19 protein-coding genes and 1 rRNA gene are annotated in these 21,115 nt (G+C 62.9%); 5 read left to right on the top strand and 15 right to left on the bottom strand.

Going from position 1 to position 21,115, the window contains the following annotated elements; genetic code table 11:
* The gene (locus tag G7Y49_RS00095; RefSeq protein WP_241157194.1) at positions 1-1,908 is read left to right on the top strand and encodes a hypothetical protein; all 1,908 of its coding nucleotides are present in this window, start codon (positions 1-3) and stop codon (positions 1,906-1,908) included.
* Here the strand turns inward: G7Y49_RS00095 and G7Y49_RS00090 are convergent.
* From G7Y49_RS00090 to G7Y49_RS00080, 4 genes are all read right to left on the bottom strand, one after another.
* Positions 1,905-2,849 (bottom strand): HindIII family type II restriction endonuclease, encoded by a 945-nt coding sequence (locus tag G7Y49_RS00090; RefSeq protein WP_165170012.1) that lies wholly within the window; start codon positions 2,847-2,849, stop codon positions 1,905-1,907. The two genes, G7Y49_RS00095 and G7Y49_RS00090, sit on opposite strands and share 4 nt — an antisense overlap.
* A gap of 491 nt (positions 2,850-3,340) precedes the next feature.
* Positions 3,341-3,856 carry a hypothetical protein gene (locus G7Y49_RS00085; protein ID WP_165170010.1) on the bottom strand — a complete coding sequence of 172 codons (516 nt, stop codon included), beginning with the start codon at positions 3,854-3,856 and terminating at the stop codon, positions 3,341-3,343.
* Between the two features lie 102 nt (positions 3,857-3,958).
* Entirely contained in the window at positions 3,959-4,087 is a 129-nt protein-coding gene (locus G7Y49_RS12330) for a hypothetical protein (RefSeq protein WP_255465888.1), read from the bottom strand.
* Between the two features lie 51 nt (positions 4,088-4,138).
* Positions 4,139-4,768, bottom strand: coding sequence for a hypothetical protein (locus tag G7Y49_RS00080; RefSeq protein WP_165170008.1), 630 nt, complete (start codon positions 4,766-4,768; stop codon positions 4,139-4,141).
* 567 nt (positions 4,769-5,335) lie between these two features.
* Here G7Y49_RS00080 and G7Y49_RS00075 point away from each other — a divergent pair.
* The gene (locus G7Y49_RS00075) at positions 5,336-5,599 is read left to right on the top strand and encodes a hypothetical protein (RefSeq protein WP_206214479.1); all 264 of its coding nucleotides are present in this window, start codon (positions 5,336-5,338) and stop codon (positions 5,597-5,599) included.
* Positions 5,600-5,673: 74 nt separating this feature from the next.
* On the opposite strand, the gene G7Y49_RS12015 is transcribed toward G7Y49_RS00075, so the two are convergent.
* The 3 genes from G7Y49_RS12015 to guaA all read right to left on the bottom strand — a co-directional run bounded on the left by G7Y49_RS12015 (position 5,674) and on the right by guaA (position 8,659).
* Positions 5,674-5,994 (bottom strand): hypothetical protein, encoded by a 321-nt coding sequence (locus tag G7Y49_RS12015; protein ID WP_206214478.1) that lies wholly within the window; start codon positions 5,992-5,994, stop codon positions 5,674-5,676.
* A 144-nt stretch (positions 5,995-6,138) separates the two neighbouring features.
* The gene (locus tag G7Y49_RS00065) at positions 6,139-6,450 is read right to left on the bottom strand and encodes a tyrosine-type recombinase/integrase (RefSeq protein ID WP_255465887.1); all 312 of its coding nucleotides are present in this window, start codon (positions 6,448-6,450) and stop codon (positions 6,139-6,141) included.
* Positions 6,451-7,021: 571 nt separating this feature from the next.
* Entirely contained in the window at positions 7,022-8,659 is a 1,638-nt protein-coding gene (guaA, locus tag G7Y49_RS00060; protein WP_165170000.1) for a glutamine-hydrolyzing GMP synthase, read from the bottom strand.
* Between the two features lie 518 nt (positions 8,660-9,177).
* On the opposite strand from guaA, the gene G7Y49_RS00055 reads away from it, so the two are divergent.
* The 3 genes from G7Y49_RS00055 to G7Y49_RS00045 all read left to right on the top strand — a co-directional run bounded on the left by G7Y49_RS00055 (position 9,178) and on the right by G7Y49_RS00045 (position 11,788).
* Entirely contained in the window at positions 9,178-9,462 is a 285-nt protein-coding gene (locus G7Y49_RS00055) for a helix-turn-helix transcriptional regulator (RefSeq protein WP_165055110.1), read from the top strand.
* A 154-nt stretch (positions 9,463-9,616) separates the two neighbouring features.
* Positions 9,617-9,844, top strand: coding sequence for a cation transporter (locus tag G7Y49_RS00050; RefSeq protein ID WP_165169998.1), 228 nt, complete (start codon positions 9,617-9,619; stop codon positions 9,842-9,844).
* A 24-nt stretch (positions 9,845-9,868) separates the two neighbouring features.
* The gene (locus G7Y49_RS00045) at positions 9,869-11,788 is read left to right on the top strand and encodes a heavy metal translocating P-type ATPase (RefSeq protein WP_165169996.1); all 1,920 of its coding nucleotides are present in this window, start codon (positions 9,869-9,871) and stop codon (positions 11,786-11,788) included.
* 6 nt (positions 11,789-11,794) lie between these two features.
* Here the strand turns inward: G7Y49_RS00045 and G7Y49_RS00040 are convergent, their stop codons facing one another.
* The 8 genes from G7Y49_RS00040 to rrf form a co-directional block, all read right to left on the bottom strand.
* Complete coding sequence (locus tag G7Y49_RS00040) at positions 11,795-12,514, bottom strand: ThiF family adenylyltransferase (RefSeq protein ID WP_165169994.1); 720 nt, start codon at positions 12,512-12,514, stop codon at positions 11,795-11,797.
* Positions 12,515-12,595: 81 nt separating this feature from the next.
* Entirely contained in the window at positions 12,596-12,973 is a 378-nt protein-coding gene (rplL, locus tag G7Y49_RS00035) for a 50S ribosomal protein L7/L12 (RefSeq protein ID WP_165169992.1), read from the bottom strand.
* A gap of 99 nt (positions 12,974-13,072) precedes the next feature.
* Positions 13,073-13,594: a 50S ribosomal protein L10 gene (gene rplJ / locus G7Y49_RS00030; RefSeq protein ID WP_165169990.1), complete on the bottom strand. Its 522-nt coding sequence runs from the start codon at positions 13,592-13,594 to the stop codon at positions 13,073-13,075.
* 312 nt (positions 13,595-13,906) lie between these two features.
* Entirely contained in the window at positions 13,907-15,958 is a 2,052-nt protein-coding gene (locus tag G7Y49_RS00025; RefSeq protein ID WP_241157193.1) for a Tat pathway signal sequence, read from the bottom strand.
* Positions 15,959-16,062: 104 nt separating this feature from the next.
* A complete protein-coding gene (acnA, locus tag G7Y49_RS00020) occupies positions 16,063-18,723 on the bottom strand; it encodes an aconitate hydratase AcnA (RefSeq protein ID WP_165169988.1) in 2,661 nt (886 codons plus the stop codon).
* A gap of 11 nt (positions 18,724-18,734) precedes the next feature.
* Positions 18,735-19,829 carry an isocitrate/isopropylmalate dehydrogenase family protein gene (locus G7Y49_RS00015; RefSeq protein WP_165169986.1) on the bottom strand — a complete coding sequence of 365 codons (1,095 nt, stop codon included), beginning with the start codon at positions 19,827-19,829 and terminating at the stop codon, positions 18,735-18,737.
* Between the two features lie 108 nt (positions 19,830-19,937).
* Positions 19,938-20,543 (bottom strand): HEAT repeat domain-containing protein, encoded by a 606-nt coding sequence (locus G7Y49_RS00010; RefSeq protein ID WP_165169984.1) that lies wholly within the window; start codon positions 20,541-20,543, stop codon positions 19,938-19,940.
* A 313-nt stretch (positions 20,544-20,856) separates the two neighbouring features.
* Positions 20,857-20,971: ribosomal RNA gene (gene rrf / locus G7Y49_RS00005) — 5S ribosomal RNA — on the bottom strand.
* Positions 20,972-21,115: the final 144 nt, after the last annotated feature.

Genomic DNA, 21,115 nt, shown 5'->3' with positions numbered 1-21,115 from the left:
ATGATGGCAAAACTAGCCGTTGCTCCTACGCAAGAACTATTCGAACAAGCCCGGAATGCTATCGCATGCGGTTACGAAGAATCGCCTCGTGTCTTGGATATGTTCGCCGGCGGCGGAACAATACCATTTGAAGCGAATCGACTTGGGTGCGACACATACTCGATAGATGCAAATCAGTTATCCGTATTCATCCAGAAGTGCAATCTTGTCTACCCTTCGAAGATTGATTTTAGAGAAGCACAGAAACGAGTTGCTACCAGTGGTCGCAATGTTCTAAATAGACTGAAAGAGCGTACGAATTGGCTCTATCCGCTGCGTAAGATAAGTGACGAAAAGTGTTTCGGATATATTTGGTCATATAGGATGCCATGCGAGGAGTGCGGCTACACTTTCTACCTCACAAAACGCAGATGGCTTTCAAAGAAGAACGGCAAGCATTTAGCCTTTCAACTAAGCGAAGACTTGAGTTCAGGTGAAGAGAAGGTCGAGATCGTAGATTCTGCAACTCCTTCATATGAGCCGCATTGGAAGGGCCGTTCGCTCACTGCAGTATGTCCAAAATGCGGCCATATGCACAATCATCCAGATGCAATTAGCTGCGAAGATGTCATACTCGCAAATGTTTATTTAAACGACACGAGAGGCAAACACTTTACAGTTGCAGAGGGTAGAGCTCAGCTTCCTAGCTCCGAGGAAATGGAAAAGGCCGAACGAGAATTGTTACTATCCTTGGACATGAAGTTGCCGGAAAGTCAGCTTCCAAAATGGTCGGGGATTGTCAATCCCGCGTTGAGCGGCATAAACACTCATTCAGACTTTATCAATCAGAGACAGCGTCTCCTGCTGCTCTATCTGCTGGATGAATTAAAAGTTGAATATGAAACACTGCGATCTAAAGATTCGGATTATGCAAAGTTTACTATTGGCATGCTCTCTAGCCTAATCGACCAGGTTGTCGATTGGAATTGTCGGCTATCCATGTGGATACCGCAGAATGAACAAGTCGGCAGAGCGTTTTGCGGACCAGGCATTGCTATGTACTGGGATTATGCCGAAACAGACCAATTATTGGCAGGGCCAGCAAATTTATGGTCAAAGCTCGATAGAATTATCAAAGGAGTGGCATCAATGGAACATGTTCCCGGTGCCGTTCATGTCAAGAAGGCCGCCGCGCAGGCCCTTCCATTCGAAGACAATTATTTCGATGCCATTGTCACTGATCCGCCTTATTATGACAACATCTACTATTCGATTCTTGCTGACTTCTTCTATGTATGGAAAAGACCGCTATTGAAGCTAGTGGAACCGGAATTGTTTGACGCAAATATCACAGATTGCGCAAACGAACTTGTTGCCTCGGCAAGACGTGCTGGTAGTGTGTCAGAAGCGTTTAAACAATATTGCGAAGAGCTGAATAAGGCATTCCTTGAAGCAGCAAGAACGCTAAAACCAGACGGAGTATTTTCATTCGTATATTCGCATGCTTCAGTGGATGCATGGCTTGCAGTTATAGACGCGTACAGAGCTGCAAATTTCGAAATTACAAGTGTGCAACCTCTAAGTATCGAGCGAAAGAGTAGGCCACGGGCCATGACATCACAAGCCGTGAATACCTGTATGACATTTGTGTCCCGAAAGCGGATTGGCCATCGAGTGAAGGCCAGCGCAATAGACATAGCTGATTTTCTTGAAGCAACAGCGATACCGTTCGGTCGAAGCCTCGTAACCGAGCTTGGATGGTCAACGGAAGATGCGGGCATGGCAACTATCGCATGCCTTGTCGGGAAACTTTCGAATAGTGATACAACTGATGATGTTGCATCAGAGAAGCGTCTGATAATTGAACTCGCAGATCGCGTTCAGAAAGAGTTCGGGAGCTTTAAGCTGGTTAATCGATCATCGCTCTAAAGCCTAAAACATTTGATTCGCTGAATGAGCGTGCGGTACGAGGCTGTTTCGTTGTCGGACATGTACTTAATCAACTCCGACCGAACATCCTCATCCGCAAGCTCTTCAATTCGTGCTCTTACGCGATCTTCTATAGCCTTGACCTCTTTCTGCATTGCTTCAATGCGGTCAATTACAGTTTTATCAATGGTTGCATCGGCATTAACTATGAACTCCTGCAGTGTCTCTTGCGATTGATGCGTTATCTCAAGCAATGCTCGATTAATCGCTGCCCAGTATACGGATTTATTGCCGCCCTTCATTCTTTTAAGGAGTTTCTCTGGGAACAATTCTCCATAATCCCAGAGTCTGAGCAAATCAGTGGGCTTATATTGATTTCGGTAGTGAAACAAGAATGCTAATATTTTGTAGGGCAGCATGACAGTTGGCACTTCTTTAGTACTACAGTACTGATAAATATCGCTACTGGTTGTCCATTCATGCTTGCATGGATATGTAACTAAACCACCAATAGCATTACCGTGATACTCCATCCATTTGCGCACATCTTCGAGTTTAAGGAAGTCTTTGGCATTAGGCGCTTTTTGGCTTCTGCCCAAGCGGAAGCTCTTTGCATCGCAAACAATAATTTTGTCATCCACTTCAATGGTGACGTCTTCACGGCTCCCCTTGGTTTTAACCATGCTTGCATCAAGCCCAATTCGATTAGCCCAAGTACAAACAAGGGCTTCTATGAACTTAGTGAATAGCGTCTCCTCACTCGAATCGTTCTCGTAAACATCAGGTATAAAACCTGCTGTAGTGAGAAGATGCTCGAAATCATCATCAGGCAAGCTACCGAGCTCGCTGTGCAGTCTGTTTGCCAACAGCTCGTGGTTTACTGTTTTGTTGCCCGCAAACGCCTCATCGACCTTGAGTTGCAAATAGGCGTAATTGATCATGTTGTGCACCTCGCTGTTTCGAATATACCACCTCGTAAGTATAGCAATCACCTGGTGGTACTCCTGTTCTTGCTCACTCACGGCGTGACACACACGTTGGGCGGCACCCAATACTGGTTCGTTCGATAAGAGGCTGATTATCCGTGAGCAAGAAGGATCGATGGCGTCGATATCATTGGTGCTCTTCAGCGTGGGCTTAGTAAGAGGTTGCAAATCATTGTTTTACCTGCCGCCGGGCTGTGCGCACGCCCCACGGCCTGGCGAGCCCATGGTGCTGCCGTGCTCTGCTCGTGCGCTTGCGCGTCCCGTGCGCACCGTCGGCGGCAGAGGTCTTGGCAGCGACCGTCACGCAGCAGGGGCGACCCGCAGGCCGCCCTTGCGTGATCGCGTATTCGGTTGTATGCGTACCAGCTACTTCACCAGGCGGAACACGAGCCGTCCGTCGGGCTCAGTGGCGTACATCCGAGTGAGCATAGCTGAGTTCATCTCATCTAAGTTCTCGATAAGTTCCTCATGTGTCTTTCTGCGCTCACGAGCCGTGGGAGCCACTCGCGCACCGCCACACTCGCTTGCATCGTCCAGGCGTGCGGCTGCAGGATCGAGTCTGTGCGCGACGGCGAAAGGATCAGGCTCGAGTCGAAGTGGTGCCCTCGCTCTTTAACCTTGCCTGCACCGATCTCGGCAGCTCTTGCGCGAGCCACGCTCTCTTCCTCGCCGTACCAGCGCATGCGGTGCTCCCAGACGCCCATGGTCACGCCCACTTCGCGCATGTCCTGCTCCTTCTCGGCGGCGGTGTCCTGGATGATCGAGTCGTCGAACCGCACGCACACCTCTCCCTCGTCGAGGACGTTCTCGCCGAGGGAGAGGTGCGCGTGCATGACCGCCCTGGCTATGCTCACGATGGCCCCCTCCAGGCCGTTCTCGTGACGGCGGACGTTGCGCATGAGCGCGGAGTTGTCCGAGCTGACCTCCGTGGCCGTCTTGACGTACCCCCGCGTATTGTCCATGTCAAAGTATCTTATGCAAAACCCGGTGAGGTCGCCGAGCATCTGTAGGGCAACTCTGAACGCCTCGACCCGCCCGACCGTGCGCAGCGCCGGCGTGAACTCCTAGATGGCGCCTTCAGTCGACATGACTTTGCGGAACACGGTGCAGTCCTGCTTCCCGAACGGGATGGTGACGTTCCTGTTGCCATCGGCCTCGCGGTCAAACAGCACATCAGACAAGAACACGCGCATCTTGGACAGGTCGATCTCGTTGATGAGCGCGTCGAAGGTGAGGTCTACCGCCTACACGACGTCGACGGCACCCGCAAACACCGACTGCCCATAGGGACTCATATCCACTCTAACATTTGTCACCGCCAACTTCACAATGCCGAAGACGGGGAAAGGGCACCCCGTGTCGTATACGGGGAGAATGCCCACGGGCGCGAGCTCGTTGCCCTCATGGTCGAAGCACACGGTGACGATCCGGTACGTCTTATCGCTTTCCATGGCGAGAAGACCTCCCGGGTTTCCATGGGAAGGTGAAGACGGGGAAAGCTCCGCCGAGCAGCCCGCGCCGATCTCCATTTCGCCAGGCGAGAAGGGCGCGCCGTTCGAGAAGCCCGCGCTGCCCTCCATCCCGTCGGGCAAAAGCGGTGAGGTCTTCGAGAAACCACCGCCGCCAAGCAGGTGCATCTGCAGCTGGTCCACAGCCTTGCCGCGGTAGAAGGCCCGCATGACAAAGGCGCACTCGGTCGCCCCCTGGTCCTCGCACACCACCTGCACGTTCTCGTTCAGCATAAGCGACCCCCACTCCTTGCACACGCGCATGGCAGGGCGAATGGATCGTCTGTATGCCGCGTACACCCGCCCCATCCCGTCCTTGTCCCTATAATCGTAGAAGTTCCCGATGCGCCCATCCAGTCGTCCCACGACCTAATCCAAGGCTCCATGTCGTCCAGCGGAAGCACGAATCCCAGCCTGCGCAGATAGTTCTTCACATGCCCCGGCACCCAATACTCGCCCAGCCCATTCACGCCCATGTGGAAACCTCCTTCTGCTAATCCACCAAGCAAGGTGAAGCGTCCGCACATGTCACAACAAGCCCCGTGCCTTAAAATTGCCCAGAAGACCTTTTACAAAGATTTGGAAGGTGAAGAATACGTTGAAGAGCACGCCCGTAGACGACGAAATCGAGAGGTTCCTGCTCCAATGCCTTTTTCGTGGCCTAGACGATACGTACGGCCTCGCCACGAACCGCGCCTACCTCGATTTTTGCCGCACTCTGCGCATAGCCGACAAGGCCAAGACGGAGAGTGCAAGAAAGGGTGCCGAGAAGATTCTTCGGAAAGAGGCCATGTCATCCTCGCCACAGGCTGCACCCATCAGGATCAGTACGACTCCTGGCATTTCGACGTCTGCGAGAAGCTGATGAAGCAGTACGAGCCCTCCGGATGCGTGCTCGCCTTAAGCCACGCTCAGAAGTGGGTGAACATGACTATGAAGTACCTCTGCGTCTTCAAGGACGAGCAGGCCATCGCTATGCTGCCGTATCTTCACGCGCCGCTCGACAACTACATCTTCCAGGCGGCTAAAGACCTGCTCGACCTCGACCCACCCTGCCACGCGTGGAGTAAGCTCGCGAACTACCAAGACTACATCTCGTACCAGACGACCATCCGCGAGAGGTCGGGAAAGCCCGCCCTGATATGGGAGTTCGGCGCCCGGAACGCCACCGCCAGCCAAAAGGAAGCCCATCGATAATGCCAGGAACCCTTCGCTAAGGGCGAGAAGAACGATTGCCACCAAGGTGCAAACCAGCAGCCGCAGGCGCTCAATTATGGACATAGGCTGAGAATGATGAGGAAGACGCACGCTGCCATCGCACACGCCAGTAGTCGCAAGAGTTCTACCATGGAGAAGATGCCGAGAATGGCGAATAAGATGATGAATGACGAGCACAAAAACCCAGCGAGTTCGCTTACAGGTATGATGCCCTTGAATATGGCGACATCATCGACCGAGCGTCCCTCATCCTCGACGGCGGGAAAGATGCCGTAAAGAGGAGGCTTGTCAAATATGGTGAATGAGGAAATCGCGGTGACGTTCGCACCTGGGCGTGAAGCTACCCTGAAGAGCGATGCGACCGAAGCACCCACTGACTCTATGCAGGCTATACAGCTTGATAGGGCTGCTTTCGAAGCTGCACTCGCCACTTTTTCGAAAACACCCAAGCAGGCAAGCAGATAGTCACAACGCCGTTACTGGCGCATGCGCACAAGCGCCACGCTGAGCGCTGAACGTCACCTACGCATCTCACTGATCTCTTGGAGCGAGTCCGCCATGTTCTCCTGCTCGTTGGGGAACAGATGGACGTAGCGGAAGGTTATGTCCTGCGACTCGTGTCCCATGCGCGCCCCTATGGCGACAGCCGAAAAGCCCATGTGAACGAGCATGGAAACATGACTGTGGCGCAGGTCATGCACTCGTATGCGCTTCACGCCGGACTTGCCGCATCCGCGCTCCATCTCGCGCCAGAGGCGGTGCACAAGCATCGCCTTTTTCTCATGCGTACGTGAACTCAACGAACGCAGCTGAATACGACGCTTTGTCACGATGCTTAGAAGCGACAACCTCCTGACCTCGCAGTATCACCCCGCAAGCACCGGAGCGCACGCTATTTGGGTGCCAAGCGCACGAAATCGTGCCCGTCCGGCGGCTCGTGAGCGGCCGCCGATGCTGCAAAGCCGGGCAAGAATCCTTGCAGAATCGGTCTTGAAACCCCTAAAAAACGCAGTATCGCCGAAAAATTTACTCCCCACCGTTTTCCTGGGGAAACGCAGTTTCCAGACCCCCGAAAACGGGGTGAGTTCAAAGTGATACTGTTCCGTGAACTCAGTCGTTTTCACAATCCTAGTTGATGGTTTCCGGTGGCTTTGCCGAGCGCACGGAGCGCACCGCTTTTTCTCTGTCGCACGTCAGCTACTCCAGAAAAACTACTCTGGCAGAGAAAATGAGCGCTACAGCCATCCCAACTGGGAAAACGTAGGCCCTCCGGGGTTTCGGAGGGCCTACTCGAAGTGAGATGCTTTATCGGTGGCTTGCAGATTTTAGTCACCTTCGTGAACGTGGCGAATCGACATCACGGGAGTAAATCAGGTGAAATGCTCAAAACGTATGTTCGCTTTATTCCCACTCGATCGTGGCGGGCGGCTTTGACGTGATGTCGTAGACCACGCGGTTCACGCCCGGCACCTCGGCCACGATGCGGCTGCTCACGCGAGCCAGCACCTCGTAGGGCAGCTTCGCCCAGTCGGCGGTCATGGCGTCCGAGCTCTCCACGGCGCGCAGGATGACCGGGCGCGCGTAGGTGCGCTCGTCGCCCATGACGCCGACGCTCTTGATGTCGGGCAGCACGGCGAAGTACTGCCACACGGCGCGCTCCACCTCGGGGCCGCCCGCCGCCTCGCGCGCGCACTCGCCGTTGCGCTCGCCCGTCTTCGCGAACAGGCTCTCGTTGTACGCGTCGAGCTCCTCGCGCACGATCGCGTCGGCGTCTTTCAGGATCTCGAGCTTCTCGGGCGTCACGTCGCCGATGATGCGGATGGCCAAGCCCGGGCCGGGGAACGGCTGGCGATGCACGATGTAGTCCGGCAGCCCGAGCGCCGTGCCGAGCGCGCGCACCTCGTCCTTGAAGAAGTGGTCCAGAGGCTCGATCAGATCGAAGTGCACGCCCTCGGGGAACGGAATCAGGTTGTGGTGGCTCTTGATGGTAGACGCCTTGCCGCCCGTCTTACGCGCGCCGCTCTCGATGATGTCGGGGTAGATGGTGCCCTGCGCCAGAAACTTCACCGGACGGCCGTCATCGGCGAGGTCCTCCGCCACGGCGAAGAACTCCTTCCAGAACTGCGTGCCGATGATCCGGCGCTTCTGCTCCGGCTCGGTGACTCCCGCGAGCAGCGCGGCGTAGCGCTCCTCGGCGTGCACGTGCACGAAGTCGACGTCGAACTGCTTCGAGAACACCTCCTCAACCTCTTCGGGCTCGTTCTTGCGCAGCAGCCCGTGATTCACGAACACGCAGGTCAGCTGCTTGCCGATGGCACGCGCGCACAGCGCGGCCACCACGGAGGAGTCCACGCCACCCGACAGGCCCAGAATCACGCGGTCCTCGCCCACCTGCGCGCGGATGGCCGCCACGCTGTCCTCGATGATGGAGTCCATGGTCCAGTTGCGCTCAAGACCGCAGATTCCGAACAGGAAGTTCGCGAGCATCTCGTTGCCGTGCGGGGTATGGCGCACCTCGGGGTGGAACTGCGTGGCGTACAGCTTGCGCGCGGCGCACTCCATGGAGGCCACGGGGCACACGTCGGTGGTCGCCGTCACGACGAAGCCCTCGGGCACCTCGGTCACGGCGTCGCGGTGGCTCATCCACACCGTCTGCTCCTCGGGCGTGCCCTCGTATAGCGCCGAGTCCGCGCAGCGCGTCAGCGGCGCCGGGCCGTACTCGCCCTTCTCGGTGTGCCCCACCTTGCCGCCGAGCGTCACGGCCATGATCTGCTGCCCGTAGCAGAAGCCGAGCACCGGGATGCCCAGCTCGAGGATCTCCGGGTCGATGGACGGCGCGTCCTCGGCGTACACGCTCGCCGGGCCGCCGGAGAAGATGATGGCCGCCGGAGCGATGGCGCGCACCTCGTCGGCGGAGACGTCACACGGCACGATCTCCGAGTACACGTTCAGGTCGCGCACGCGACGCGCGATGAGCTGTCCGTACTGGGCGCCGAAGTCGACGACGATTACTTTCTGATCAGTTGGCACAGTGCTCACAGTTGCTCCTTTGACTCACATGGCGGCGATTCCGTCTCTCGGACAAGTTTACCCGAAGAGCAGCGCCGTGGGGCGGCTCAGCCCGAAGCGCCTCCGCGAAAAGGCGCTTAAAAGACGCTCCCTCCCTTTCGGAAAATAATCACGCCGCGCGCTTGACAAGCAGGCCCTCATCCCTATACTTATGAACAGTTGCTCATATGTTTACTTGAATACGTGAACGGAGGCAAGCTATGACAACCGCAACGAGCGGGCCAGCCCCCGCCGCCGAGCACAGTGACGCGAACATGACGGCCGCCGAAGCCTCGCACGCTGCTGCGCGCGCTGACGCGAGCGGCATGGCCCCGGAGGCTGCGAGCGCCCCCGCCTCGCACGCCGTCGCGAGCGCTGACGCGAGCGCCCCCGCCGCGCACAACGTCGTCCGCGAGGCGACGCGCGTCGTGGAGCGCTCCCCTTCCGCGCGCGCCATCGACTGCCCCTGCGGCTGCAACCGCGAGGAGACCGCGTGCCTGTTCGACACCATGCCCGACGAGGAGCTGCTCTACGACCTCGCCGACTTGTTCAAGGTGTTCGCCGACACCACGCGCATCAAGATCCTCTACGCGCTCATGGAGCGCGAGCGCTGCGTCGCCGACATCGCCGAGATCATCGGCGCCACGCAGAGCGCGGTGTCGCACCAGCTGCGCACGCTCAAGCAGGCGCGCCTCGTGAAGTTCCAGCGCGACGGCAAGAACGTGATCTACTCGCTGTCGGACAACCACGTCTACACCATGCTCGCCCAGGGCATGACGCACCTCTGTGAGTAGCGCGCACGCCCCCCGTCCGCAAGCAACCGCCAACCACCCCGAAGGGTCGCCCGCGAACAACCCGCTTGCAACCTGCAAGCAACCCGCAGCCAACCTGCAAGCAGCCTGCAAGCGACCCGCAAACAACCCGCAACCAACCTGAAAGGACATCATCATGCGCAAGGCATTCAAACTCCAGGACCTCGACTGCGCCAACTGCGCCGCCAAAATGGAGGCCGACATCAACGACCTCGACGGCGTGAGCAAGGCCACCGTCAACTTCCTGACCCAGAAGCTCATGATCGACGCCGACGTGCCCGACGCCGCCAGCTTCGGCACCATCGTCGACCAGGCCCAGCAGATCTGCTCCAAGTACGAGCCCGACTGCCTCATCCTGCGCTAAGCCCGCCGCACGAAGGACCTCCCCATGAACGCCAAGCAGAAGCGCTGGCGCAACCGCATCGTCGTTGCGCTCATCCTCTTCGCGCTCGTCTACCTCATCGCCGAGTCCGGCTGGCTCGCCTCGCAGCTCGGGCATCCCGGCGCGCTCTACGCCGAGTTCGCGCTCTTCCTCGTCCCCTACCTCATCGCCGGATACGACGTGCTCGTCAAGGCGGCGCGCGGCATCACGCGCGGCAACGCCATGGACGAGAGCTTCCTCATGACCGTGGCCACCGTGGGCGCGTTCGCGCTGGTGCTGTTCCCCGACACCGAGCCGCACATGGCCGAAGGCGCCGCCGTCATGCTGTTCTACCAGGTCGGCGAGCTGTTCCAGAGCTACGCGGTAGGCAAGAGCCGCAAGTCCATCGCCGACATGATGGACATCGCGCCCGAGTTCGCCAACATCATGGTGGACGGCGAGCTCACGCAGGTCGACCCCTTCGAGGTGAGCCCGGGCGACGAGATCATCGTCAAGCCCGGCGAGCGCATCCCGCTTGACGGCGTCGTCGTGCAAGGCGCGTCGCAGGTTGACACCGCAGCGCTCACCGGCGAGTCCGTCCCGCGTCAGGCGCGCGAGAACGACGAGGTCATCTCCGGCTGCGTGAACCTCACGGGCGCCCTCACCGTGCGCGTGACCAAGCCGTTCGAGGACTCCACCGTGAGCCGCATCCTCGAGCTGGTGGAGAACGCCTCCGAGAAGAAGGCGCGCACCGAGAACTTCATCACCCGCTTCGCGCGCTACTACACCCCCGTGGTCGTGGGCATCGCCGTGCTGCTCGCCCTCATCCCGCCCGTCGTCCTCGGCGGCGGCTGGGCCGACTGGATCCAGCGCGGGCTCGTGTTCCTCGTGGTCTCGTGCCCCTGCGCGCTCGTGATCTCCGTGCCGCTGTCGTTCTTCGGCGGCATCGGCGGCGCGTCGCGCGTCGGCATCCTGGTGAAGGGCTCCAACTACCTCGAGGCGCTCGCGCAGGTTGACACGGTCGTGTTCGACAAGACCGGCACGCTCACCAACGGCACGTTCGCCGTGACCGCCGTCGAGACCGCCGGCGCGCTCACGCGCGAGGAGCTGCTCGGCCTGGCCGCGCATGCCGAAGCCTACTCCAACCACCCCATCGCCGCGTCGGTGCGCACCGCATACGGCAGCGCCCTCGACCACGCGCGCGTCGAGGACGTCGAGGAGGTCAGCGGGCACGGCGTGAGGGCGACCATCGACGGGCAGGAGGTGCTCGTCGGCAACGGCAAGCTCATGCGCGCCCACGGCGTGGCATGGGAGGAGAACGCCGTCGCCGGCACGGTGCTCTACGTGGCGAAGGGCGGCGCGTACGCGGGCTGCATCGTCATCGCCGACGAACTGAAGGAGGACGCGACAGCGGCCATCGCGGCCCTGCACGAGGCGGGCGTGAGGCGGACCGTCATGCTCACCGGCGACCGCGCCGACGTGGCACGCGCCGTGGCATCTGACCTGAGCATCGACGAGTTCCACGCCGAGCTCCTCCCGCAGGGCAAGGTGGAGCAGGTCGAGCGCCTGCTCGAGGCGAACGCCGGCGCCAGCGCGAAGGCCAAGCTCGCCTTCGTAGGCGACGGCATCAACGACGCGCCCGTGCTCACCCGCGCTGACGTCGGCATCGCCATGGGCGCCATGGGATCCGACGCCGCCATCGAGGCCGCCGACGTCGTCCTCATGGACGACCGCCCCTCGCAGATCGCGCGCGCCATCCGCGTCGCCCGCAAGACCATGCGCATCGTGCGGCAGAACATCGCGTTCGCGCTCGGCGTGAAGTTCGCCGTGCTCATCCTGGCCGCCTTCGGCATCGCCAACATGTGGATGGCCGTGTTCGCCGACGTGGGCGTGGCCGTCCTCGCCATCCTGAACGCCATGCGCGCCATGAGCGTGAAGAAGCTCTGATGAGCCCTATATCCCCAGCAGCGCGCGGATCACGTACCCGGCCAGCATCTGCCCCATGATCGGCGGCATGTACGACATCGTGCCCAGCTCGGTGCGCTCGGCGCGCGCTGCGCCCGCCGCCGCCTCCACGCGCACCGGCTGCTCGGGCGAGTACAGCACGCGCAGGGCCTCGACGCCCGCCGCCCGCGCGGCCTTGCGCACCGCGCGGCACAGCGGGCAGCCCTGCGTCGAGAACAGGTCGGCGAAGCGCAGCTGCGCGGGGTCGAGCTTGTTCGCGCCGCCCATCGAGGCCACGATCGGGATGCCGCGCTCCTGCGCATAGCGCGCCAGCGCGACCTTGGCCGTCACCGTGTCGACTGCGTCCACGATGAAGTCGGGGGCCGGCGCGCCGTCGAGCACCTCGCCCACGTTGTCCAGCACGAACGCCTGGCGCGTCACCACGCGCACGCCGGGGTTGATCTCGCGCGCCATGGCCTCCATCACGTCGACCTTCGCGCGCCCCATCGTGCTCGCAAACGCGATGGCCTGCCGGTTGACGTTGCTCGGCGACACCACGTCGCGGTCCACCAGCACGAGCGTCCCCACGCCGCCGCGCGCAAGCGCCTCGGCGCAGCTCGACCCCACGCCGCCGATGCCGAACACCGCCACGCACGCCCCATCGAGCCGCTCGACGCCCTCGTTCCCTATCACCCGCCGCAGCCGGCTCTTCGCGTCCTCGCAAGCCACGCGCCACCTCCCTTAAGAAAAAGGGCGCGCACCCCGAAGGTGCGCGCCCCGCTGAGGAATCTGTCTGAGAACCCGGAAGGGCTACTTGACGGTGACAGCCGCGCCAGCCTCCTCGAGCTTGGCCTTGACCTCGTCAGCCTTCTCCTTGTTGACGCCCTCGACGATGGCCTTGGGGGCCTCCTCGACGGCAGCCTTGGCCTCCTTCAGGCCCAGGCCGGTGATCTCGCGGACAACCTTGATGACGGCGATCTTGTTGTCGCCGAAGCCCTCGAGCACGACGTCGAACTCGGTCTTCTCCTCAGCAGCAGCGCCGCCCTCAGCAGGAGCAGCAGCAGCGACGGCAACCGGGGCGGCGGCGGACACGCCGAAGGTCTCCTCGATGTCCTTCACGAGCTCGGAAGCCTCGAGCAGGGACATCTCCTTCAGAGCCTCAATGATCTCTTCACGAGTAACAGCCATGTTAGTTTCCTTTCAAAGCGGCCGGGCGCACCTTTGCGCTTCGGCCATAGCGTTTTTTCACGTCAGGCAGCACACCTTATGCCGCCCGCTTCGCCGCCTCTAGGCGGCTTCCTTCTGGTCGGCCACGGCCTTCGTGACCTGGGCCAGACCACGCGGCACGCCGTTGAGCGCAACGGCGAGGCCACGAGCGACACCGGAAATGGCGCCGGCGATCTGAGCGATGAGCTCCTCGCGAGAAGGCAGAGAGGCGATGGCCTCCACCTCGGCAGCGGTGACTGCCGCGCCTTCCATCAAGCCGCCCTTGATCTCCAGCTTGTCGTTCCCCTTCGCGAACTCCTTCACGGCCTTGGCGGCGGCAGCCACGTCAGAACCGGCGAAGACGAACGCGCTCGGACCCTTCAGCATGCCGTCAAGCGTGGGCAGCTCGGCCTGCTCCAGCGCGATGTGCATGAGGGTGTTCTTGTAAACCTTCATGGTTGCGCCGGCCTCGCGGATGGAACCGCGCAGAGCCTGCACCTCCTTCACGGTCAAGCCGCGATAGTCTACGATCCACATGGCGGTCACGCCGTCGAGGTCGGCCTTGATGTTGGAAAGCATCTCGGTATTCTGAGCATTGGGCATCTTCTACGTACACCTCCTTTTTCTCAAACTCGCGTTCCGCCCTTGCGGGGTGGGATCGCTCCTTGAGAAAAGAACGACCCCCGCACATCTCAAGACGGCGGGGGTCGGCAAGCAACGTGTTTGCAACCACCTCGGCGGGCCGCTCGCGCGATTAAACCCTTGCGGGTACCTGCTGTCTTAAGCAGCGGAACAATTGATCCAAGTCACTGCAGCGCCTCAGCGATGCAGCCTGTCTATTGTACCGCTTGCGCATCGCCTGTCAAGGGTCTCTTTGCCCCCGAAGGCTCCTCGCACAGCTTCTCCCGAAGTCCCTTACGCGCTTCCTCCCGAAGAGCCCTGCGAACTCTGCGAGGCGCCGGCACCCTGCGCGGCGTCCTGCGCCTCGGGCTCGGCCTTGGCGTCAGCCGCGCCCGCGTCCCCCGAGCCTCCCGCGTTCGCGCCGCGGATCTCGTACGCCACGTTCGCGCTCGTGCCCTCGAGGTACGTGAACTCGATGGGGTCGCCCACGCGGTAGCTCACGATGTCGAGCAGGCCCGGCAGCGCGAAGTCGAAGATCGCGGTGTTGCCGTCGAGCGTCACGTAGAAGTGCGAGTTGCCCTCGATGACCGCCTGGGCCATCGAGCGGATGGTCCCCGAGGCCGTGAGCGCGTCGGTCAGGGCCGCGCCGTCGCCCTCGGCCACCACGCCGTTGGTGGCGAGCAGCGCCTCGTAGGTCTTCTGCGTCTCAGCCACCGTGTCGCCCACCGCCACGTTCTGGTAGCGCTGGATATCCACCATGGCGAACTTCTTCACCAGCCCCGCGCCGTCCTTGAGCGCCATGAAGTACGTGGGCTGGTCAGCCACGTTGATGAGGATGGGGAAGGTGGCCGTGTAGCGCAAGTTCTGCACCTGGCCCTCAGCCGACTGCATGGCCGACTCCTCGGTGGCGCCCGACACGCTGTAGAAGTGCGACTCCTGCGTGCGCTGGTTCACCATCACGAAGCCGATGATGGAGTTGTCGGCCGTGGCCGAGGTGACGCCGGTGTACACCCACACGTCGTCGTCCTTGGCGATGTAGTTGTAGCCGAGCGTGCCGTCGGTGCCCGGCGTGGTGCGCACGACGCCCTCCTGGCCCAGGAACGAGTTCAGCCAGCCGTTGTGGTAGGTGCCGTACCAGTTGTACTGCTGGATGAGCAGGTCAGCGGGGTACACGCGGTCGACCCACTCGGGCACGTCGGAAACCGCGAGGTCGGTGCACTCGCCCGTGGTCGCGTCACACAGGATGACGCGGCTGATGGTGGTGCCGCCGAACAGGCCGATGGTGAACTCCTTCACGGGGCAGATCCACCATGCGTGCCCGTCCTCGTCGATCTCGAAGGACTTCTCGTCGAACATGTAGAAAGGGTACTTCAGCTGCACGTGGCGGTCGATGTTGCGCACGAGCGGCTCGGACTGCGAGTAGTGGATGGGGGCGTCGCCCAGGCGCACGATCTCGGCGTCCTGCGTGGTCATGTTCACGAGCGAGTACGCCGGGATGCCGCCCTCGCGGTTGGTGAACCACTTGAACAGGTCGGCGTAGACCAGCGGGCTCACACGCACCGGCTCGCCCTGGTAGTTGATCTGGCTGTAGAGCGTGGACACCTCGAACTGGCTCACGTAGTCGGGGATCGAGCCCATCTCGCGGTTGCCCAGAAGGATGGCCGAGTCGCGGTCGATCACGGGGATCTCGGAGTAGTTGACCTCCTGGATGTCCGTCGCGAAGTCGAGCGTGTCGGTCTTCAGCACGTTGGCGTACTTCTCGGCGTTGCCCGGGATGAAGGACAGCGACATCACCGCGCCGAGCACGCCCACGAGCGCCACGGCCACGGGGATGAAGGCCAGCACCTTGTAGGTCTTGGCCTTCCCGGCGTTCTTCTCCACCTTCGCGCTGCCCGCCTTGTAGTTGCGCGACTTGTTCGCGAAGAACAGGAAGATGGGCAGCAGGATGAAGATGGCCACGAAGCTCCAGGTGTCAACCGAGTGGATGTTGATCGCCGGGTGGAACCACCAGTACAGCGCCGCCAGGACGACCACCGCCAGGATGACGAGCACCACGGCAGCGCCCTTGCTCTGCGGGCCCTTGATGTTGTCCATGAACGACAGGTCGATGTGCGGCGTGGCGCCGCCGCCGTGCCCGCTGCGCCCGCCGTGCCCGCCGCGGTGCGGGCCCGCGCCCGAGCCGCCTGCGGAGCGCGCCGGCCCCTCGTCGTCGCCGTCAGATGCGCCGCCGCCGGGTGCGCCGCCGAAAGGCGACCCCCCGAAAGGCGACCCTCCCACGCCGTCTGTGTTCATGCCCGACTGCTTCAACGCCTCGAGCAAGGCTTCTAATCCGGATGTCTGCTTCACGGCATCCCCTTCTCCCATCGTGTTTCAGCTTGTCCGACCAGTATACGCGAACGCGCCCGCCCCCTTGCCGGGGACGGGCGCGTTATTCACCCTTTTGAAGGAAACTACGCCAAGCTGCGCAGCACGAACTGCAGGATGCCGCCGCCCTCGTAGTAGCGGCCCTCCGTCGGCGTGTCGACGCGCACGACGGCGTCGAACTCGACGCACGAGCCGTCCGCGCGCCGAGCGCGCACGCCCACCACGCGCGGGCTGGGCAGCCCCGCGGAGAAGTCGATCGGCGCCACCGTGTAGCGCTCGGTGCCGTCAAGCCCCAGGCTCTCGGCGCCCTCGCCCTCCTTGAACTGCAGCGGGAGGATGCCCATGCCGATCAGGTTGGAGCGGTGGATGCGCTCGAAGCTCTCGGCGATCACGGCGCGCACGCCGAGCAGCGCCGGGCCCTTCGCCGCCCAGTCGCGCGACGACCCGCTGCCGTACATCTTGCCCGCGACCACCACGAGCGGCACGTCGCAGTCGGCGTAGCGCTCGGACACGTCGAAGATGCGGTCCACCTCATGGCGCAGCACGTCGAGCGTCCAGCCGCCGCGGCGGCCTTCCGCCAGCTTGTTATCCAGCTTCACGTTGCCGAAGGTGCCGCGCATCATCACCTCGTGGTTGCCGCGGCGGCTCCCGTAGGTGTTGAAGTCAGCCTCGGCCACGCCGCGCGCGCGCAGGTAGCGCGCCGCCGGCGAGTCGGACGCGATGGCGCCCGCCGGGGAGATGTGGTCGGTGGTGATGAAGTCGCCGAAGTACCCGATGGCAGCCGCGTCCTCAACCGCCGCCGGGGCGGTCACCTCGCGCGTCATGCCGTCGAAGTACGGCGGGCGGCGCACGTAGGTAGACTCCTCGTCCCACGTGAAGACGTCGCTCGGCTGCGCGCCGAGGGCCTGCCAGGCGCCATCGCCCTCGTACAGGCCCGCCGCGCCCTCGGCGTACAGGTCGGCCGTCACGTAGGTGCGCACCAGCTCGGCGAGCTCGTCTGCGTCAGGCTCGATGTCGCGCAGGTAGACCGGCTGGCCCTGCGCGTTGAAGCCGATAGGCTCGTCGGCCAGGTCGATGTCCATCGTGCCCGCGAGCGCGTAGGCCACCACGTTCGCCGGCGCGGTCAGGTAGTTCTGCGACACGTCAGGCGAGATGCGCCCCTCGAAGTTGCGGTTGCCCGACAGCACGCTCGCCAGCTCGATCTCGTCGGCGACGGCGTGCATGGCCGGCATGAGCGGCCCGGAGTTGCCGATGCAGCTCATGCAGCCGAAGCCGCAGGTGTAGAAGCCGAGCGCCTCGAGCGAGGGAAGGAGCCCCGCGCGCGCGAGCAGAAGCTCGGTGGCGTGGCTGCCCGGGGCCAGGATGGTCTTCACCCACGGGCGCGTGGAGAGCCCTGCGCGCACCGCGTTGCGCGCGATCAGGCCGCATGCCAGCATCATGGCGGGGTCGGTCGCCGTCGTGCAGCTCGTCACCGCCGCGATCGCGAGCGTGCCATGCGTGAACGCGTAGGTCTCGCCGCCGATCTCGACCTCCACGTGCTCGTCGCCCAGCCCGCGCTTCTCGCAGATCTCGCGGAAGCGCAGGCCCGCCGCGTCGCGCGCGATGCGGTCATGCGGGCGCGAGGGCCCGGCCACCGACGGCAGCACGCACGAGAGGTCGAGCTCGAGCACGTCGGCGTACGCGCGCGGCGCGGCGTCGGGGTCGTTCCACAGCCCCTGCGCCTTCGCGTACGCCTCCACGAGCGCCACCTGCTCGTCAGAGCGCCCCGTCAGGCGCAAGAAGTCGAGCGTGTTGCCGTCAACCGGGAACAGCGTGCAGGTGCAGCCGTACTCGGGCGTCATGTTGGAGATGCAGGCGCGCTGCGTGGCCGAGAGCTCCGCCACGCCCGGCCCGAAGCACTCGACGAAGCAGCCCACCACGCCGCGGGCGCGCAGCATGGAGGCGAACGTGAGCGACACGTCCATGGCCGACACGCCCGGCGCCAGCTTGCCGGTGAGCTTCACGCCGATGCACTGCGGCACGAGTGTGGTGATGGGCTGGCCGAGCGCCGCAGCCTCGGCCTCGATGCCGCCCACGCCCCAGCCCAGAACGCCGATGCCGTTCGCCGTGGGCGTATGCGAGTCGGTGCCCACGAGCGTGTCGAAGTACACGAGCGGCGTGCCGTCGGCGCCCGTCTCGCCGGAAGGCGAGGTCATGCACACGTGGGCGAACTGCTCGATGTTGAGCTGGTGGCAGATGCCGCGTCCCGGCGGCACGATGCGCACGTTCTCGAACGACGCCTGCGCCCACTTGAGGAAGTCGTAGCGCTCCGCGTTGCGCTCGAACTCGAGGCGCATGTTCTCGTCCATGCAGCCCGCGCACCCCGCCGCGTCGGCGATGACCGAGTGGTCGATCACCAGATCGCACGGGATCTGCGGGTTGATCTTGCGCGCGTCGCCGCCGAGCTCGGCGCACGCCTCGCGCATCACCGCGAAGTCGACGAACACCGGCACGCCCGTGAAGTCCTGGAACAGCACGCGCGCCGGGGAGAACTCGACCTCCTCGCCCGTGCGCCCCGCCACGCCCGCGCTCACGATGCGCTGCGCCAGCTCGCGCGCCTGCGCCTCGTCGCTCGCGTTGCGCAGCACGTTCTCCAGAAGGACCGTCAGCGCGAAGGGGAGCTTCTCGTGCCCCTCGACGCTCGACACGGGCACGTAGGTGTAGCGCGCCTCGCCTGCGGCGAGCGACGCCTGAAACGTCTCGTTCATCCCACGCCCCCCTACTCGGCCTCGAGCGCGGCGACGAGCGCGTCGGTGAACTCGGTGCAGCTTGCCGCGGTAGCGCCTGATCCCGTCGCGCGGCGGATGTCGGCCGTCAGGTGCTCCCCGCGCGCGTACACGCTGCGCACCGCGCGGCGGATGCGCTCCGCCGCCTCGAGCTCGCCGAGATGGTCGAGCATCATGGCCGCCGAGAGGATCTCCGCCGTCGGGTTGGCGAGGTTCTTCCCCGCGATGTCGGGCGCCGAGCCGTGGACCGCCTCGAACACCGCGCAGTCCCTGCCGATGTTCGCGCCCGGGGCGATGCCCAAGCCGCCCACCAGGCCCGCTGCCAAGTCGCTCGCGATGTCGCCGTAGAGGTTGGGGAACACGATCACGTCGAACTGGGAGGGGTCCATCACCAGGCTCATGCAGAACGCGTCGATGATCTTGTCGTCGAAGGCGACCTTGCCCTCGTAGCGCTTGGCCACCTCGCGCGCCTCGCGCAGGAACAGTCCGTCGGAGTGCTTCATGATGTTGGCCTTGTGCGCCGCCGTCACCTTCTTGCGCCCATGCTTCAACGCGTACTCGAACGCGTACTCCACGATGTTGCGCGTCGCCGTGACGGAGATGGGCTTGATGGAGATGCCGGAGTCGGGGCGGATCGACCCCGCGCCGCTCTTCTCCACGAAGTCGATGAGCTTGCACGCGCCCTCGGAGCCTTCCTCGAACTCGATGCCCGCATAGAGGTCCTCCGAGTTCTCGCGCACGATCACGAGGTCGACGTCCTCGTAGCGTCCTCCCGCACCGGGAATGGACAGCACGGGGCGCAGACAGACGTACAGGTCGAGCGTCTTGCGCAGCGCCACGTTCACGCTGCGGAAGCCCGTGCCCACCGGCGTGGTGATGGGGCCCTTGATGGCGACCTTGTTCCGCTCGACCGCCTCGATCGTGCTCTCCGGCAGGGGCGTCCCATGCTCCTCCATGCACGCCGCGCCTGCAGGGGCGAGCTCCCACTCGATGTCCGCGCCGCTCGCCGCGACGACCCGCTGCATGGCGGCTGACGTCTCCAAGCCGATGCCGTCACCGGGAATGAGGGTCACTGTATGCCGAGCCATTACCACTCTCCTTCAATATCATGCTCATTTCAGCGAAACATGCCAGCCTCGACGAAGTCGGGGCAGCGAAGCCGACGCGCGTCACGCGCCAGCGCGTCAAAAGGATGACTAACGGGAAACGTTCTCGATGATCTGGGCCGCGCGCTTCTTGAGCGAGCCCTTGCTGTTCGCGGCGTCGAACTTCATGCGCGCCGCGAGCGACTCCCTCACCGACGGCGAGAGCTTGCCGTTCGAGAAGTCGATCACGGCAAGCAGCATGTCCTGGAACTCCAAGTCGCCGTGGTAGCACTGGATGGCCTCGTCGATGAGGGGCCACGTCTTCTCCGAGCGGTTCTCGGTGGTGGCGCCCAGCCTGCACAGAAAGCGCATGGCCGCGAGGCGCAGAGGGCCGCTGTCCTCGTCGAAGAGCGCCGTCTCGGCGCCGACGAGCGCCTTGTCGCACGTGCGCGACTCGTACGGCACGAGCTCAGTCAGCGCATCGAGGACCTCCCAGCGCGTCTGGGCCTCGGGTCGGTTGAGCGCGTCGACGAGCGCGTTCGCATGGGGAACGAGGAGCTCCGCCTTCGCCTTGCCGATCAGCGAGATGACCTGGGCGGCCTGCTGCCGCTCCCTTCGCGACCCGCTCGAGAGAACCTCGACGAGGCCCTCCACCTTCTTCTCATATTCGGCGATCTCGTCAGCCGATAAGGTCGTGCCCTGCGCTTTTCCACTCAATGTGCTCGTCCCTCTCTGTCCTGCGTGCGATAGATATGTCCGCAAACATTATACGTGCCGTTCAGAGACGCAACGGGAGGGTACGAAGAATTAACACCGCCGCAACCGACAAGCGGCGCCCCGGGCGCCGAGGCGCCGGGAGGGCGGGGATACGCGGGAGGGGCCGAAGGCCCCTCAACGCAGAGGAGGGCCCGAGAGCCCTCCAAAAGCAAAAAAGGACCCCGAAGGCCCAAAAAGAAAAGGGGCCTCGCAGGCCCCGTAAACGCGAGAAGGGGGCCCGAAGGCCCCCGGCAAATCAAGAAAGCACCCCTCATGAGCGGAACTCCCTGGCCTCCCGCAGCCTGGCGCTGCAGTACTCTCGGCGACGCGGGGCTTAACTTCCGAGTTCGGAATGGGATCGGGTGATCCCCCGCTCCATGGTTCCGCTCATGGGAGGTGCTCCCACGAGCCTGATGTCTAGGCTCGCCAGCGGCCCGAGGGGGCCCTGGCGCCTGCATGCGCGCGGCACGTTCGCGGATCGCGGCGTGCGCTGACGGGAAGTTGCCATGAAGAGCTCGGGTGATTAGTAGCGC

It is taken from the genome of Adlercreutzia sp. ZJ242 (assembly GCF_011038995.1).
Taxonomy (GTDB): Bacteria; Actinomycetota; Coriobacteriia; order Coriobacteriales; family Eggerthellaceae; genus CAAEEV01.
This window is presented reverse-complemented; position numbering and strand designations above follow the sequence as displayed.